Raw genomic sequence first — 16,230 nt, 5'->3', positions numbered from 1 at the left:
GCGCTTCGAAGCTCAAAGCGCTTTGGGACCAGGTGACGCGCGGGTTACTTTTTGCCCAGGCTGATCTGCTTGGACGGGCCGAATGTCTGGCCGCTGACGCCCTTGGCAATTTGCTGGATTTCACCGCCGGACTTGAGGAATGCAGCGATCTGGTCGTTGATAGACTCGCTGGTTTCCACGGCTGGAGCGGGCTTTGCTTTGCTGTTGGATGCTTTTACGCGCATGACGGCCATTAACCTGTAAATAATTAATTGGGCCAGGTATCGTACAGGAAATACTTGACAATTGCTTGGCAAATATACTCCCTCAATTATCACGCCGGGTGCTGGAATAAGGCGTGGTGTATGCCGTCATTATTGCCCTAAGCCACTGTTTTAAATAGCAACCCTCTGGACTGTATAACTTAAAAACGGCTGGCCGAAACGGCCTGGAGGGCCGTTGTCCGCCTGACGAATGGCCGCATACGCGAGGAAAACCCAGGGAAATCAACGGCTGCACAAGGCCCTTCCGGCCGCCCGCGCCAGAGGCCACGAATCACGCCGCAAAACCGGGTAGAATGCCGCCCACGCAATGAGGGTATTGGAAATGGCTTTAGTCGGGCGCTACAACAGTTTGCAAGTGGTTAAACACACTCACTTCGGTTTATATCTGGACGGCGGTGCGGACGGCGAAATTCTGCTGCCCAATCGTTATATCCCCAAGGATATTCCCAGCGAAGATGAAGACTGGCTCAATGTTTTTATTTATCTGGACAGCGACGACAAACTGATCGCTACCACGGAAAAACCCAAGGTTCAGGTCGGAGAGTTTGCCAGCCTGAAAGTGGTTGAAGTCAACAGCATCGGTGTATTCCTGGACTGGGGCCTGCCCAAGGACTTGCTGCTGCCGTATTCCGAAGAAAAGCGCCAGATGACCGCCGGCGAATATTGCGTGGTGCACGTCTACCTCGACAAGCACACCCGCCGCATCACCGCCACGGCGCGCCTGGACCGTTATCTGGACAAGACCCCGGCCAACTACACGCCGGGGCAGGAAGTCGATTTGCTGGTCGCCGAAGCCACCGACATGGGCTTCAAGGCGATCATCAATAACAAGCACTGGGGCCTGATTCACAAGAACGAAATCTTCAAGTTCATGCGCGCCGGCAAGCAGGAAAAAGGTTTCATCAAGGAAATCCGCCCGGACGGCAAGATCAGCTTGAGTTTGCAACCGGTGGGTCAGGAAGCGGCGACCAGCCTCAATGCCAAGATCCTCGCCAAGTTGCGCGAAAACAACGGCACGCTGCCGGTCAGCGACAAGAGCGACCCGGTGCTGATCAGCAGCCTGTTTGGTGTCAGCAAGGGCAACTTCAAGAAAGCCATTGGTGCGCTCTACAAGAATGGGCAAATTGTCATTCATGCTGATCGGATTGAGTTGAGCTGATCTTCAGTCGAGCCACGGCAAATAAGGATTCATGTGGCCAGGGGAGGCCGCTGTGGGAGCAAGGCTTGCCCGCGATGGAGACGATGCGGTCTTTCTGATACCGAGGCGCCTGTTTCGCGAGCAAGCTTTGCTCCCACAGCGGTGCGCCGTTCCTCAAAATCTCCTGGCCACAGGAGCGGTGTTCGGCTCTCCTCTGTATACAAAACCCTGCACCTTTAGCATGCACCCGCGCCCTGTTCGTGGGCGCGTGCCTGCTCCTGCCCGGCTTTAGTCCCCGCCACACACCGCAGTTTGTCTCATATTCCCCACCTCTGGCATGCATTCTGCGTAGCAACCCGTATACAAACCATGCCGGCTCCCGTGCGCAGTATGGTGAGCAGGTTGATACGGGGGCACGGCGGTCCTCAAAAGGAGCCTCGCAATGTCCGAGCAATTGCCCAACGGCTACAGCCCTCGTCTCTATAACGAAGACCTGGGCCCGCTGCCGCAGAAATGGAACTGGTACAACATTTTCGCGTTTTGGATGAGTGATGTGCACAGCGTCGGCGGTTATGTGTTCGCTGCCAGCCTGTTCGCGTTGGGGCTGGCGAGTTGGCAGGTGTTGATTGCGTTGCTCTGCGGCATCTGCCTCGTGCAGTTGATCGCCAATCTGGTTGCCAAACCGAGCCAGCAAGCGGCGGTGCCGTATCCGGTGATCTGTCGCCTGGCGTTTGGGGTCTTCGGCGCGAATATTCCTGCGGTGATCCGCGGCTTGATCGCAGTGGCGTGGTACGGCATTCAGACGTACCTGGCTTCCAGCGCGCTGATCATTGTGGTGCTGCGGTTTTTTCCTTCCATGGAAGTCTATGCCTCGCCGCAATTTGCCGGATTGTCCTACTTGGGCTGGTTCGGTTTCCTCAGCTTGTGGTTCGTCCAGGCGCTGGTGTTCTGGGCCGGTATGGAGTCGATCCGTCGCTTTATCGACTGGGCCGGACCGGTGGTGTACGCCGTAATGTTCCTGTTGGCGGGTTGGATCGTATGGAAAGCCGGCTGGAGCAACATCAATTTCACTCTGGCGGAGAAGTCCTTGTCCGGCTGGCAAGCGTTCGGTCAGGTGATCGTCGCGACGGCGTTGGTGGTGTCGTACTTCTCCGGCCCGACCCTCAATTTTGGTGATTTCAGTCGCTACTGCCGGAGCATGTCTGACGTGCGCCGTGGCAATTTCTGGGGGCTGCCGGTGAATTTCCTGGCGTTTTCCCTGGTGACCGTGGTGATTGTTTCCGGGACGTTGCCGGTGTTCGGCGAAATGCTCCATGACCCGATCGCCACCGTGGCGCGTATCGACAACGACGTGGCGGTGTTGCTGGGCGCCTTTGCCTTTGTGACTGCCACCATCGGCATCAATATTGTCGCCAATTTTGTATCCCCGGCGTTCGACTTCGCCAACGTTGCCCCCAGCAAGATCAGCTGGCGTGCCGGCGGCATGATTGCCGCCATTGCATCGATATTCATCACACCGTGGAACCTGTTCAACAACCCCGAAGTGATCCACTACACCCTGGACGTGCTGGCAGCGTTCATCGGTCCGCTGTTCGGGATTCTGCTGGTGGATTACTACCTGATCAAAAAACAGCAGATCGACGTCGATGCGCTGTTCAATGACGGGCCCAGCGGGCGCTATTACTACAGCGGCGGCATCAACTGGACGGCGGTCAAGGCGCTGGTGCCGGCGACGTTGATGGGCGTGGCGATTACCTTCACGCCGATGTTGCACCGATGGCCAATTTCGCCTGGTTCACCGGTTGCTTCCTGGGCGGGGTGTTGTATTTCGCCTTGGCACGGCGTGACTCGACCGTGCACCTGAGCCCATCGCTCGGCCAGGCCTGATTAACGCAGGGCGGTCTGGGCGCAAGGGCTCACCGTACCCCCGCTGGCGGGCCGCAGTAACAGCCCGCCGGCCAGCAGCAGGCCACTGCCGGCAATGATCAGCGCCGGTTGCAAGCCACCGCTGAAGTGGCTGCTCGACGCCGCCAGCAATGGCCCGCTGAGCTGGCCCAAGGCAAAGCAGGCGGTCAACAGGCCCGCGTTGCGCTGGGTGGCGTGGGGTGCCAGTTCCCGGGAACGCAGCATTACCAGTTGCATGCAGGCCAGGAATGGTGCTCCACACAGGATTACGCCCAGCGCCAGCCCCGGCCCGCTGCCCAGCAGGCAGGCGAATACTCCGGCGGCTTGCAGCCAGAGTGTACCGATCAGCCAGCGACCGGTGGTGTTCGGGTTGGGACGACGCAAGCTGACCAGCAACACGCCAGTGGCGGCGGCCAGACCGAAGCAGGGCCAGAACAGGTCTGCTTGCCATTGCCCGTGGAACTGCGCCGAGGCCATCTGCGACAGGAAGGTGGCGGGAATGATGTAGCCCAAGCCGTACAGGGCATACACCACGCCAAGTCGAGCGATGCCACGGTTCGGCGAGGCGCTGACGGGCGCTGTAGCGGTCGCGGCTGCGGCGGGTTGCGGCAGAATCGGCAGAATCACCAGCAGCATCGCCAATGCCACGCCGGCATACACCAGCCACAGGGTCGCGGAGGTCTGGCCGAGCAGGTTCGAGCCCAAGGCGAGCAAACCGGTCAGAAAAATCCCCAACCCTGGGCCGGCAAACACCAGGGCGCCGAGCCGTGGCCGTCCCGCCGCCGCAGCCAAGGGTTGGCTCAGGGCGGTGATCATCACCAACACCCAGGCGCTTGCCACTCCGGTACCAAAGCGCAGTGCCAAGTGTGGCCAGAAGCCCCAGGCCCAGAACGAAGCCAGGATCAGCAGCACGCACAGCCACAGGCCCCCGATCAAACGCCGCCGCACCTGTTCCGGACGGCGGGCGAACATGGCGTCCAGCGCGCCGAGGAAGTAACCCAGGTAGTTGGCCGCGGCAATCAGACCGGCGGCGGTCAAGTCGATCTGACCTTCGCCGATTAAATGAGGTAACTGCGGCGTTAAGGCGAAGCGACCAATGCCCATGGCCATCATCAGGGCGATGAAACTGCCGAGCAGGCGAATCAGAGGTGACATGGCGGGTCTCCAGCGTTGAGGCGAATGACCGTCAGGCTAGGACTGATTGACTTTCATTAAAAATGAATAATAGTGAGTAACTTGTTCATTTTTGGAGAATGTCGTGGAGTTCAGCCAATTGCGGATTTTCCAGGCCGTGGCCGAGGAAGGCTCCATTACCCGCGCTGCCGAGCGGTTGCATCGGGTGCCGTCGAACCTCTCGACCCGGCTCAAGCAGCTTGAGGAGCAACTGGGCGTGGATCTTTTCCTGCGCGAGCGTCAGCGTTTGCAGCTATCGCCGGCGGGAAAAGTCCTGCTGGACTATGCGATCAAGCTTTTTGCTCTGCACGACGAAGCCCATGCTGCCGTGCAGGGCGGGCAACCGGCCGGGGATTTTGTGTTGGGTACGATGTACAGCACGGCGGCGATTCATTTGCCGGACCTGCTGGCCGGTTATCACCGCACGTACCCGGCGGTGAATTTGCAGGTGCAGTCGGCGCCCAGCGGTGAACTGCTCGAAGGCTTGCTCACCGGGCGCCTTGACGCGGCGCTGGTGGACGGCCCGCTGGAGCTGGCGGGGTTGGACGGGGTGCCGTTGTGCGACGAGCGGCTGGTGCTGATCACCGAGGCCGATCACCCGCCAGTGCGCAGTGCGCTGGATGTTCAGGGCCGCTCGGTATTCACCTTTCGCCAGGGCTGTTCCTACCGCATGCGTCTGGAAGCCTGGTTTGCCCATGACCATGCGGCCATGGGCCGGGCGATGGAGATTGAGTCTTATCAGGGGATGCTGGCCTGTGTGATTGCCGGCTCCGGGGTGGCGCTGATGTCCGAGTCGATGCTCGCCAGCCTGCCGGGCCGCGAGCGTGTGAGGATGCATCCGTTGGCCGAGCCGTTTGCCAGTGCCACGACTTGGCTGATGTGGCGCAAAGGGATGGTGGGGGCCAATCTCACCGCCTGGATTGAACTGCAGCAACAGGCCCGGCCGCGGGCGCCGCTGATGGTGGAACGATCAGCTTGAGCGCCTAGCGTTGGATTTTGATGGATTCAGTAACAGATCATTGCAATGTGTGACGAGCATTGCGTAGGACTTCGGACTATTATCAGTGCGAAGGGGCCACAGAATTTTGCCGCTCGTACCACCCTGAAGGGGGCACCACGATGAAAGAGAAAATCCAGAACTGGCTTCACGACTTGGGTGTCGCGCTCGGCCTGATCGAGCCGCCCATGCAACCGATCCCTATCCGCACCGATGACGAGCAGCGCCGCCGCCAGCCGCGCCGTCGGTAAAAACACCGCGAATATCGGAGAGATCGCAGTCTCAGGCTGTTTCAGTTGAAACAGCCTGAGACTGCGATCTTTTTTGTTTTTGAAGGAAAATCTCTGTGGGAGCGAGCCTGCTCGCGATAGCGGCGGATCAGCCACCATTGATATTGACTGATACACCGCTATCGCGAGCAGGCTCGCTCCCACAGGGTTTTCATCGTCTGGAACTGAGCGATACAAGGGCAAAAAAAAGGTGTGGCCACCGACGCCACACCCTCGAAGAAGCTGCTTTCAGACCGCCTTGGCCACCACCTTCGACCGAGGCGACAACAGACTCACCACCACGAAACTCACCAGCGCCACGCTCAGGCTGTAGTAGATCGGCGTATTGGCGTCCAGGCCGTCCTTGATCATGAAGAACAGCGCGGTCAAAAAGCCCAGCGACATGCTGGTGATCGCGCCGGCCGTGGTTGCGCGTTTCCAGTAGATGGCGCCGATCAGCGGAATCAGCATGCCGCCCACCAACAGGTTGTAGGCCAGGGTCAGGGCACTGATCACATCGCTCACCACCAGGGCGATGCCCAACACCACCACGCCCAGCAGCAGGGTCGCGATGCGGTTTTCATGAACGTCGCCATTGCCGCTTTCACGACCCTGGCGCAGACGCGGCAGCAGGTCCTGGACCACAGTGGTGGAGGCTGCCAGCAGGCCGGCCGCGGCGGTGGACATCAAGGCCGCCAGGGCGGCGGCGATCACCAACCCGCGAATGCCGTTGGGCAGGCTGGTCTGGACGACGCTGGCAAAGGCGTTGTTGACGTTTTCCAGGTCCGGCAGCAATACCTTGGCGGCCATGCCGATCAAGGCCCCGGCCAGGCCATACAGCACGCAGTACAGGCCTGCGGCGGTACCGGCCACTTTCGCCACGCCTTCGCTACGGGCGGTGAACACCCGCTGCCAGATGTCCTGGCCAATGAAGATGCCGAAGAAGTAGATCAGGAAGTAGGTGAGGATGGTGTCCCAGCCAATCGCGGTGAAATCGAAGTAGCTGGCCGGCAAGGCCGCCACCATCGCGTCCCAGCCGCCCGCATCGCTGATGGACATCGGCATCAGCAGGAACACCAGGCCGACGGTCATGATCAAGAATTGCACGATGTCGGTGAGAGTCAGCGACCACATGCCGCCGATGGTGGAATACAGTACGACGACACCGCCGCCCACCAGGATCGACACCCAGAACGGCAGGCCGAACAACACCTGCATCACCGTGCCGATGGCGATGGTCGAGGTGGCGCCGATCATCAACGCATAAACCAGCATGATCAGTGCACTGGCGTGGCGCGCGGCGGGGTTGTAGCGGCGCTCCAGCACTTGGGTCACGGTGTAGATCTTGAGTTTGAGCAACGGTTTGGCGAGGAACAGACTCAGGCCGACGATACCCAGGCCGATGGCGCCGCACAGCCAGAACCCGGAAATCCCATGGACGTAGCCCAGCCGCACGGTGCCGATGGTGGAGGCGCCGCCCAGAACGGTGGCGGCCATGGTGCCCAGGTAAAAGCCCGGGCCGAGGTTGCGCCCGGCGACCAGGTAGTCGTCACGAGTCTTGGCGCGGCGCATGCCGTACCAACCCAGGGCAATCATGCCGGTGGCATAGATGAGAACGACGATTAAATCCAAAGCCATGATGGCGTGTCTCCGATTGTCTTTTTTATAGTTAGGTCGAGATGGCGCCATGGACAGATGGAGTCGAGCGTTGCCGTTGTGGCGAGGGGATTTATCCCCGTTGGGCTGCGCAGCCGCCCCATGGCAGTCAACTCAATCTGTCAGGCACACTGATATGTCAGAGTTTGGGAGCGCTGCGCGCTCCAGCGGGGATAAATCCCCTCGCCACAGGTTCGGCGCTCGGTGAGACCGAACCCTTGCTACGCGGATCATCCGGCCCATACACCGCCGCCGGCTCGGGAAACAACCCAAGCAGCACCAGGTAAATCACCGAGGCCAGGCCCAGGGTCACCGGCAGGCCGATGTCGATGCCACCGGCCAGTTCGCCCAGCGGTCCGACGAACTGCCCAGGCAGGTTGACGAAGCACAGCCCCACCAGCGCGCTGGGAATCCAGGCCCCCAGGCCGCGCCAGTTCCAGCCGTGGCTGAACCAGTAGCGCCCGCCGGTTTCGCCACGGGTGAACACTTGCAGATCATCCGGGCAGTAGAAGCCGCGGCGCACCAGCAGGCCGATGATCATGATCACCATCCATGGCGTGGTGCAGGTGATGATCAGCACGGCGAAGGTCGATACGCTCTGCACCAGGTTCGCGGCGAAGCGCCCGATGAAGATGAAGGCAATCGACAGCACGCCGATCAGCAGTGTTGCCTTGACCCGCGACAGAACTCGTGGGAACACGCTGGACATGTCCAGCCCGGTGCCATACAGCGACGTGGTGCCGGTGGACATGCCGCCGATCACCGCGATCAGGCACACCGGCAGGAAGAACCAGCCCGGCGAAACCGCCAGCAGGCCGCCCACATAGTTATTGGCTGCGATGTAGTCCGGTGCCTTGATCGCCACGATGGTGGCCGTGGCAAGGCCGAACAGGAACGGGATCAGCGTCGCCAGTTGAGCGGCGATCACCGCCAGCATGATGCGTCGCTTGGGCGTGTTGCGCGGGATGTAACGCGACCAGTCACCCAGGAACGCGCCGAAGGAAATCGGGTTGCTCATGGCGACCAGTGCCGCGCCGATGAACGCCGCCCAGAAGCCCGGCTGGCCGAGGCCGACGGTGCCGGCGAACTGGCTGTCGAAGGCCGGCGCGAAGGCGGCGATGCCCAGCAGAAACAGCAGGCTGGCGGCCCACACGGCGATGCGGTTGACCCACAACATGAAACGAAAGCCGTAGATGCACACCGTCAATACCAGCAAGGCGAACAGGCCGTAGGCCAGGCCCAGGCTCAAGTCGGTTTCCGGCACACCGATCAAACGCTTGGCGCCACCGATCAACGCATCTCCCGAACTCCACACCGACAGGGAGAAGAACGCGATGGCCGTCAGCAGCGACAGGAACGAGCCGACGATCCGCCCGTGTACGCCGAAATGCGCCCCGGAGGACACCGCGTTGTTGGTGCCGTTGAGCGGGCCGAACAGGCCCATGGGCGCGAGGATGATCGAACCGAGCACCACCCCCAGCACAATCGCCCAGACCCCGGCCTGGAACGAGAGGCCGAACAGCACCGGGAAACTGCCGAGCACGGCGGTGGCGAAGGTGTTGGCGCCGCCGAAGATCAGTCGAAACAGATCCGTCGGGCCAGCGGTTCGCTCATGGTCCGGGATCTGTTCGACCCCGTTGGTTTCGATTTGCGTAAGGCTTTTGTCGTTATTGTTATGCATGATCTGCTCCGATCATAAAGGCGCGCCCATCGTGTGCGAGCGTCGTCTGTTTGGCTAAGGGGGTGGCAGCCCTTCCGGCATAGCGGACAAATGTTCATGGCAGGCCAGCCATAGGCCCTGTTGTTCTTGTGTGCGTCCTTCCTGCTTGCGGAACAGAATGGTTTCGCGCTCCTGGCTAAAGTGTCGCTCCCCTTGCATGCGCAACTCGGTAGCCACGTCATGGATGAAAATCGCCACGTCCCCTTGCAGGCTGACGAAGGCGTTGCTCGAGGTACACGACAGCACCTCGAAGCCATCCTCGGACCGCCAGCGGTCCCACAACGCCTGGTAGGCATCGCGAGACAGCAGAGGTTGTTCGAGGGTGTAGAACACGAAACTCGCGTCGGGTGTGAAGGCGCCGAAGTAGGCGTCACGGTCATTGCGGGCGAAGGCCGACACCAGTTCAGCGGCGGCCTTGAACACTTGAGCCTGATCGTTCATGACCGCGCCTCAGCGATGGACCACACCGGGCAGTACGCAGAGCATCTCGTACAGCAGGTTGGCGCCCAGCAGCGAGGTGTTGCCGGTGGTGTCGTAAGGCGGCGAGACTTCTACCAGATCGCAACCGACCAGGTCCAGGCCCTGGCAGCCACGCACGATTTCGATGGCCTGGATGGTGGTCAGGCCACCGATTTCCGGGGTGCCGGTGCCAGGGGCCCAGGCCGGGTCGATGCCGTCGATATCGAAGCTCAGGTACACCGGGCCGCCGCCGACCTTCTCGCGGACTTCGGCCATCAGTGGGGCGAGGGATTTGTGCCAGCACTCTTCGGCCTGGACTACGCGGAAACCCTGGTTGCGGCTCCAGTTGAAGTCATCGGCGGTGTAGCCCTGGGCCCGCAGGCCGATCTGCACCACGCGGTCGCAATCGAGCAAGCCTTCTTCCACCGCGCGGCGGAAGGTGGTGCCGTGGGCGATTTTCTCGCCGAACATGTGATCGTTCACATCGGCATGGGCGTCGATGTGCACCAGGCCGACCTTGCCGTGTTTCTTGTGGATCGCCCGCAGGATCGGCAGGGTGATGGTGTGATCGCCGCCCAGGGTCAGGGGAATGACGTTGTGTTCCAGAATCTTGTGGTACGACTCTTCGATGATCCGCACGGCGTCCAGCAGGTTGAAGGTGTTGATCGGCACATCACCGATATCGGCCACCGACAACGAGTCGAACGGCGCGGCACCGGTGGCCATGTTGTAGGGACGGATCATTACCGATTCAGCGCGGATCTCGCGGGGCCCGAAACGGGTGCCGGCGCGCAGGGAGGTGCCGATGTCCAGCGGCACGCCGACGAAAGCAGCGTCCAGGCCGGCAGCGGTTTGTAAATGGGGGAGTCGCATCATGGTGGCGATGCCGCCGAAGCGCGGCATTTCGTTGCCGCCCAGTGGTTGGTGAAGAATCTTGTCCACGGGTAGGGCCTCATCGTTGTTTTATTTATCAGGGGCCGATTCTGCGAAAAGCCTGGGAGTGGAAGAATCGCTGGGGGCAAATACTTAGTTCAGATTTTTCTAAACTAATTCGGGATGGGGCGATAGACTCGCGATTGATCTCTGGGGGCAACACCATGCTTGCAAGCTGTGCAAGCAAAGCTGTGGGAGCAAAGCTTGCTCGCGACATAGGCGCCTCGGTTCCAAGGGGGAAACCGCGTTGACTTCATCGCGGGCAAGCCTTGCTCCCACAGATAAACCCCCTTGCCACAAAGTGTGCAGTGACCCGCCTGTATGGAGAGACCCCATGGCCAACGCTCTACCCGACCTGAAACTGTTGCGCATTTTCGTCAGCGTCGTGCGGCACCAGGGGTTCGCCAATGCCCAGCATGAGCTCAACCTTTCCACGTCGGCCATCAGCACCTACATGAGCCAGCTCGAATCGGCCCTGGGCCTGGTGTTGTGTCATCGTGGGCGGGGTGGGTTCAGCCTGACCAGCAAGGGCGAGTTGTTCCACCAGGAGACCCTGCGTCTGTTGGGCGAGCTTGAAGGGTTCGAGCAATACGCCGCCGCGCTGAAAGGCGAGTTGCGCGGCACGCTGAACCTGGGGGTGATCGATTCCACCGTCAGCGACAAAGCCCTGCCGTTCGCCGAAGCCATCGGCGCCTACAGCCAGGAGCATCCGGCGGTCCACCTGCACCTATCGGTCATGAGTCCGTACGAACTGCAACTGGGCGTGCAGGACAACCGCCTGGACCTGGCCATCGGCGCGTTTTCCACGCGCATGAGCGGCCTGGTCTACATGCCGCTGTACCGTGAGCAGCACTGGTTGTATTGCAGCAACCGTCACCCGCTGTTCAACGAGCGGCGTATCCCTGAGCAACTCATCACCCAGCAACGCATGGTCGGGCGCGGTTACTGGAGCCAGGCCGAACTGGCCCGCCACGGTTTCAAGCACAGCGCGGCGACGGTGGAGAGCATGGAGGCGCAGTTGATCCTGGTATTGTCCGGCGCCTACGTCGGCTATCTGCCCGAACACTATGCTCAGGCCTGGGTGGACAAGGGCGATTTGCGCGTGTTGCTGCCGGCCACTTTTGGTTATCAGGCACCGTTTTCGATGATCGTACGCCGTGGCCGCAGCCGTGAGCCGCTGATCCAGACTTTTCGCGATCTGCTCAAGGCGCAGCTCAACCAGGCCTGAGGTGCCGTCATGTCCAGAATTCATTGTCCGCGCTGCCACAGGCCGCAAAGTCATTGCCTGTGCCCGCTGATCCCCAGCCTCGACAGTCGCACCCGGGTGCTGTTGTTGCAGCATCCCAGCGAGGTGAACCATGCCCTGAACACCGCGCGGCTGGCGGCGTTGGGGCTCAATAATGCCGAGTTGATCGTGGGCGAGGTGTTCGAGGATTTGCCTGGGTTGCTCAATCAACCGGGTTATCAGGCGCGGCTTTTGTTTCCCGGCGAAGAGGCGCAGCCCATGCATGCTTATGCTCCGTCTGAGGATCCGCTACTACTGGTCGTCCCGGACGGCACCTGGCGCAAGGCGCGCAAGTTGCTGCACCTCAACCCTCTGTTAGCGGCGCTGCCGAGGGTGACGCTGGCCGCGGGCGGTGTGTCTCGATACCGCTTGCGCAAGGCGCCAGGGCCAGGGGCATTGTCGACGGTGGAGGCGGTTGTCCAGGCGCTGCAAACCCTTGAGGCACCGACCTGTTTTGAGCCGTTGCTGAGGCCGTTCGAAGCGTTGATCGAGGGGCAGATTGCGGCGATGGGGGAGGAGGTTTTTCGGCGTAATCATGCCGAGAAATGAGTGGTGCCTTTGCTGGCCTCATCGCGAGCAGGCTCGCTCCCACAGTTGATCTCCAGTGCATGCAAAAATCTGCTAACACCACAGATCCAATGTGGGAGCGAGCCTGCTCGCGATAGCGGCAGCACAATCAACCAAAGTCTCAGCTCAAGGCCTACCGCTCACGCATCGCCTCAGTCCGCGCCTTCAACACCGGCTTGAGCAGGTAATCCAGGACACTTTTCTCCCCGGTAATGATGTCCACCGTCGCCACCATCCCAGGAATGATCAACAACGGTTTGGCATCGCCGCCCAAGTGATTTTTATCTGTGCGCACCTGGATCAGGTAGAAGCTGTTGCCCTTGTCATCGGTGATGGTGTCGGCGCCGATCAGTTCGAGCCTGGCGCTCATCCCGCCGTAGATCGTGTAGTCATAGGCACTGAACTTGACCATGGCTTTCTGGCCCGGATGCAGGAAGGCCACGTCCTGGGGGCGGACCTTGGCTTCGATCAGCAGGTTGTCTTCCAGCGGCACGATTTCTGCCATGTCGCTGCCCGGCTGCACTACGCCGCCGATGGTGTTGACCTTTAGCTGCTTGATCACCCCATGTACCGGCGAGACCACGGTGGTGCGGGTCACGCGGTCGTCGATGGCAATGCTCGAAGCGGTGATTTTTGACAACTCCGTGCGTTTCTCATTGAGTTCCTTGGCCGCTTCGGAGCGAAAGGATTGTTCCGATTCGTCGATCTTGCTCTTGATCTCGTTGATCGCCGATTCGGCCCGAGGAATCGCCAGGGTGGTGGCGTTGAGCGAACCACGGATTTCCACTGCGCTGCGTTTGAGCCGCAGGATTTCCACCGGCGACACCGCCCCGGTGCGCACCAGTGGTGCCGACATGTTCATCTCTTCTTGCAGCAAGGCCAGGCTGGAACTGAACTGGCCCTGCTTGGAGCGAAACTCCGCCAGCTCCTGGGTTTTCTGGCGCAGTTGTTCGGACAGCGTCCGCTGTTCGCTGGCCAGGCGCCGCTGTCGTTGTTCATACAGCGAGCGTTCGTCCTCGGCCACTTGCGGGGCCTTGCTGATGACTTCAGCGGACAGTTCGAAAGGTCGGCCTTCGGCTTCGGCCGACAAGCGTTCGACCTGGGCGGTCAGAGCATAACGGTCGGCCTCGCTTTCGCCCTTGTTCGACAGAAACCGTGTGTCGTCCAGGCGTAGCAGGGTGTCGCCCTTGTTCACCATCTGCCCTTCGCGCACGAAAATCTCGGTGACGATGCCGCCCTCCAGGTTCTGGATTACCTGAATCTTGCTCGAAGGAATGGCCTTGCCTTCACCGGTGGTGACTTCCTGCAAGACTGCCAGTTTGGCCCACACCAACGCGGTGATGATCAGTCCGGCCGCCAGCCACACCGTGACCCGCGAGCGACGGGGCGAATCCTGCAGCGCGGCACCGGCGGTTTCCGGCATGAACTCGCTTTCGGCGCTTTTGCTGAAACTGCCGAAGTAGCTTCGGGCCGCTGAATCGGGTGTTTGAGCAGACATGGGGATACCCGTCAGTTAAAAGAGCTAAGGTCGGTGCGGCTTTTGTGGCGAGGGGATTTATCCCCGCTGGGCTGCGAAGCAGCCCTAAAACCAGACACCTCGGTGTGCCAGCCTGATTGAGTTGATTGCTCTTGGGGCTGCTTGGCAGCCCAGCGGGGATAAATCCCCTCACCACAGGGACTGTGTGGGCTGTTACACCGCCGCAGACCCCACCCGTCCTTTACGCAGTGCATCGATCACCGCTTCCTTGGGCCCATCGGCCACAATCCGGCCGTTGTCCAGCACCACCAGCCGATCCACCAGGCTGAGCATCGACGTGCGGTGGGTCACCAGCAGCACCGTCTTGCCCTGCACATGGGTATGGAGCTTTTGCCGCAACACGTCTTCGCTGCTGTTGTCCATGGCGCTGGTGGGTTCGTCCAGCAGCAGGATCGGCGGGTCGAGCAACAGGGCGCGGGCCAGTAGCACGGCCTGGCGTTGCCCACCGGAGAGCAACTGCCCGCGCTCGCCCACCGGGCGGTCGAAGCCCTGGGGATGCTGGCGGGCCAGTTCGGTGACGCCGGTCAGTTCCGCCACTTCCAGCATGCGTGCATCGCTGATGTAGCGGGCGCCGAGGGTGAGGTTGTCCCGCAGGCTGCCGGCCAGCAGCGGCAGGTCATGGGCGACATAGCCGATCTGCTGGCGCAGGTCCGCCACGTCCAGTTGCCGAAGGTCGAGCCCATCAAGCAGCAACTGGCCTTCCTGGGGCTCATAAAATCCCATCACCAGGCGCGCCAGGGTGCTCTTGCCCGAGCCACTGCGACCGATGATCCCGACCCGTTCGCCGGGCTTGAGGCTGAAACTCACATTCGCCAGCGCCGGGGCGTTCTGGCCGTTGTAATGGAAGGTCACGCCGCTGACGTCCAGCGCGCCCTGCAATTGGGTGCGATCCAGCGGCCGTTGTTTGGCATCGCGCTCTTGGGGCAGCGCCATCAGCGCATCGGTGCTGCGCATGGTCAGCTGTGCCTGCTGGTAGCGGGTGATCAGCCCGGCGATCTGCCCCAGCGGCGCCAGCACCCGGCTGCCGAGCATGTAGGTCGCCACCAGCGCGCCGACGCTGAGGTTACCGGCCATGATGCTGTAGACCCCGGCGACGATGGTCGCCATGCCGGCCAGTTGTTGCAAAAACAGCGTGCCGTTGGTGGCCAGCGCCGAGAGGCTGCGGGCGTGGCTGTCCAGGCGGGTGAGGGCGCCGTGGGTGCTTTCCCATTGATGCTGGCGCTCGCTTTCGGCGCTGCAAGCCTTGAGGGTTTCCAGGCCGCCGAGGGTTTCAATCAGCAATGCCTGGCGCTGGGCGCCCAGGGCCAGGCTTTTTTGCACGGTGTCACGCAGGCGTGCCTGGATGATCATGGCGAAAATAATGGTGAGCGGAAAAGCCACCACCGGAATCACCACCAGCCAGCCACCCAGCAACCCGATCACCACCAGCATCAGCACGGCGAAGGGCAGGTCGATCAGGCTGGTGAGGGTGACAGCGGTCAGGAATTCGCGCAGACCCTGGAAGTCATGGATGCTTTGGGCGAACCCGCCGATGGTCACCGGTTTGGCCTTCATCGCCATGCCGGTGATGCGTTCGAACAGGGTCGCGGAGAGGATCACGTCGGTTTTCTTGCCGGCGGTGTCCAGCAGATGGGCGCGCACCACGCGCAAAACCAGTTCGAATCCCGTGCCGATCAACAGCCCCACGGCCAGCACCCACAACGTCGACGTGGCCTGGTTCGGCACCACGCGGTCATAGGTCTGCATGACGAACAGCGGCACCATCAGCCCCAGCAGGTTGATCAGCAAACTTGCCAGGATCGCGTCGCTGTACAGCCAGCGCGACAGTTTCAAGGTGTCACGAAACCAGGCCTCGACCCGTGGAACCAAGGGTGCACGCAGGTCTTCGAGTTCATGGCGCGGCCGGGCGAACAACGCCTGGCCGCTGTAGACGGCGCTCAGTTCGTCGCGGCTGACCCACTGCTCGCCGCCATCGGCTTCGCTGGGCAGGATCAGCGCCTGGCCGTCCTCACTCCAGCGCCGCAACACGGCGCAACGACCACCGGCCAGAATCAGCATCACCGGCAGGTTGAGTGGCGAAATATCGGCCAGCTCTCGGCGCAGCAAGCGCGCCTGCAAATTGGCCCGGGCCGCTGCGCGCGGCAGTAGGTCCAGGCTCAGACGTTGGTGCGCCATTGGAAGCCCGGCGCCAAGGCTGGCGCGGCTGACTGTCGCGCCATGGAGTTTGCAGAGGATCAACAGACCGTCAAGCAAGGGATCATCGACATTCAGCCGCGGATCGGTGCTGAGGGTTGCGGGTTCCATGCTGGTCACATTGATCGCTCCCAT

The 16,230-nt window shown here is 61.4% G+C and carries 13 protein-coding genes and 1 pseudogene; 6 read left to right on the top strand and 8 right to left on the bottom strand.

The genetic code is table 11. The features are described from left to right. Positions 1-44: 44 nt before the first annotated feature. A complete protein-coding gene (locus HQ912_RS20460; RefSeq protein ID WP_018607615.1) occupies positions 45-233 on the bottom strand; it encodes a hypothetical protein in 189 nt (62 codons plus the stop codon). A 352-nt stretch (positions 234-585) separates the two neighbouring features. Between HQ912_RS20460 and HQ912_RS20455 the strand changes: the two genes are divergently transcribed. Together HQ912_RS20455 and HQ912_RS20450 are read left to right on the top strand one after the other, a co-directional pair. After that, positions 586-1,422, top strand: a complete 837-nt coding sequence (locus HQ912_RS20455; RefSeq protein ID WP_047227905.1) for a S1 RNA-binding domain-containing protein — start codon at positions 586-588, stop codon at positions 1,420-1,422. A 421-nt stretch (positions 1,423-1,843) separates the two neighbouring features. Further along, positions 1,844-3,288: pseudogene (locus tag HQ912_RS20450) on the top strand (NCS1 family nucleobase:cation symporter-1). On the opposite strand, the gene HQ912_RS20445 reads toward HQ912_RS20450, so the two are convergent. Further along, a complete protein-coding gene (locus HQ912_RS20445) occupies positions 3,289-4,461 on the bottom strand; it encodes an MFS transporter (RefSeq protein ID WP_173407232.1) in 1,173 nt (390 codons plus the stop codon). 103 nt (positions 4,462-4,564) lie between these two features. Between HQ912_RS20445 and ptrR the strand changes: the two genes are divergently transcribed. Both ptrR and HQ912_RS27895 read left to right on the top strand, forming a co-directional pair. Then, positions 4,565-5,458: a putrescine utilization regulator PtrR gene (ptrR, locus tag HQ912_RS20440; protein WP_047227902.1), complete on the top strand. Its 894-nt coding sequence runs from the start codon at positions 4,565-4,567 to the stop codon at positions 5,456-5,458. A 140-nt stretch (positions 5,459-5,598) separates the two neighbouring features. After that, positions 5,599-5,727 (top strand): PA1414 family protein, encoded by a 129-nt coding sequence (locus tag HQ912_RS27895; protein WP_256222727.1) that lies wholly within the window; start codon positions 5,599-5,601, stop codon positions 5,725-5,727. A 267-nt stretch (positions 5,728-5,994) separates the two neighbouring features. On the opposite strand, the gene HQ912_RS20435 is transcribed toward HQ912_RS27895, so the two are convergent. The 4 genes from HQ912_RS20435 to speB form a co-directional block, all read right to left on the bottom strand. Then, positions 5,995-7,383 (bottom strand): sodium:solute symporter, encoded by a 1,389-nt coding sequence (locus HQ912_RS20435; RefSeq protein ID WP_047227901.1) that lies wholly within the window; start codon positions 7,381-7,383, stop codon positions 5,995-5,997. Between the two features lie 157 nt (positions 7,384-7,540). Continuing rightward, positions 7,541-9,085 carry a purine-cytosine permease family protein gene (locus tag HQ912_RS20430; protein WP_260990094.1) on the bottom strand — a complete coding sequence of 515 codons (1,545 nt, stop codon included), beginning with the start codon at positions 9,083-9,085 and terminating at the stop codon, positions 7,541-7,543. Between the two features lie 51 nt (positions 9,086-9,136). Beyond that, the gene (locus HQ912_RS20425; protein WP_173407230.1) at positions 9,137-9,562 is read right to left on the bottom strand and encodes a YybH family protein; all 426 of its coding nucleotides are present in this window, start codon (positions 9,560-9,562) and stop codon (positions 9,137-9,139) included. A gap of 9 nt (positions 9,563-9,571) precedes the next feature. Next, positions 9,572-10,522 carry an agmatinase gene (gene speB / locus HQ912_RS20420; protein WP_003198979.1) on the bottom strand — a complete coding sequence of 317 codons (951 nt, stop codon included), beginning with the start codon at positions 10,520-10,522 and terminating at the stop codon, positions 9,572-9,574. A 325-nt stretch (positions 10,523-10,847) separates the two neighbouring features. On the opposite strand from speB, the gene HQ912_RS20415 reads away from it, so the two are divergent. Then, entirely contained in the window at positions 10,848-11,741 is an 894-nt protein-coding gene (locus HQ912_RS20415) for a LysR family transcriptional regulator (protein ID WP_047227898.1), read from the top strand. A 9-nt stretch (positions 11,742-11,750) separates the two neighbouring features. After that, a complete protein-coding gene (locus tag HQ912_RS20410; RefSeq protein ID WP_047227897.1) occupies positions 11,751-12,347 on the top strand; it encodes a tRNA-uridine aminocarboxypropyltransferase in 597 nt (198 codons plus the stop codon). A gap of 151 nt (positions 12,348-12,498) precedes the next feature. Here the strand turns inward: HQ912_RS20410 and HQ912_RS20405 are convergent, their stop codons facing one another. Continuing rightward, positions 12,499-13,863: an HlyD family type I secretion periplasmic adaptor subunit gene (locus HQ912_RS20405; RefSeq protein WP_047227896.1), complete on the bottom strand. Its 1,365-nt coding sequence runs from the start codon at positions 13,861-13,863 to the stop codon at positions 12,499-12,501. A gap of 192 nt (positions 13,864-14,055) precedes the next feature. Continuing rightward, the gene (locus HQ912_RS20400; RefSeq protein WP_173407229.1) at positions 14,056-16,215 is read right to left on the bottom strand and encodes a type I secretion system permease/ATPase; all 2,160 of its coding nucleotides are present in this window, start codon (positions 16,213-16,215) and stop codon (positions 14,056-14,058) included. Positions 16,216-16,230 lie beyond the last annotated feature (15 nt).

This window comes from Pseudomonas sp. MPDS, assembly GCF_013283895.1.
GTDB lineage: Bacteria > Pseudomonadota > Gammaproteobacteria > Pseudomonadales > Pseudomonadaceae > Aquipseudomonas > Aquipseudomonas rhizophila.
Note: the sequence above shows the minus strand (reverse complement) of the source record. Positions and strands in the feature narration are given on the sequence as shown.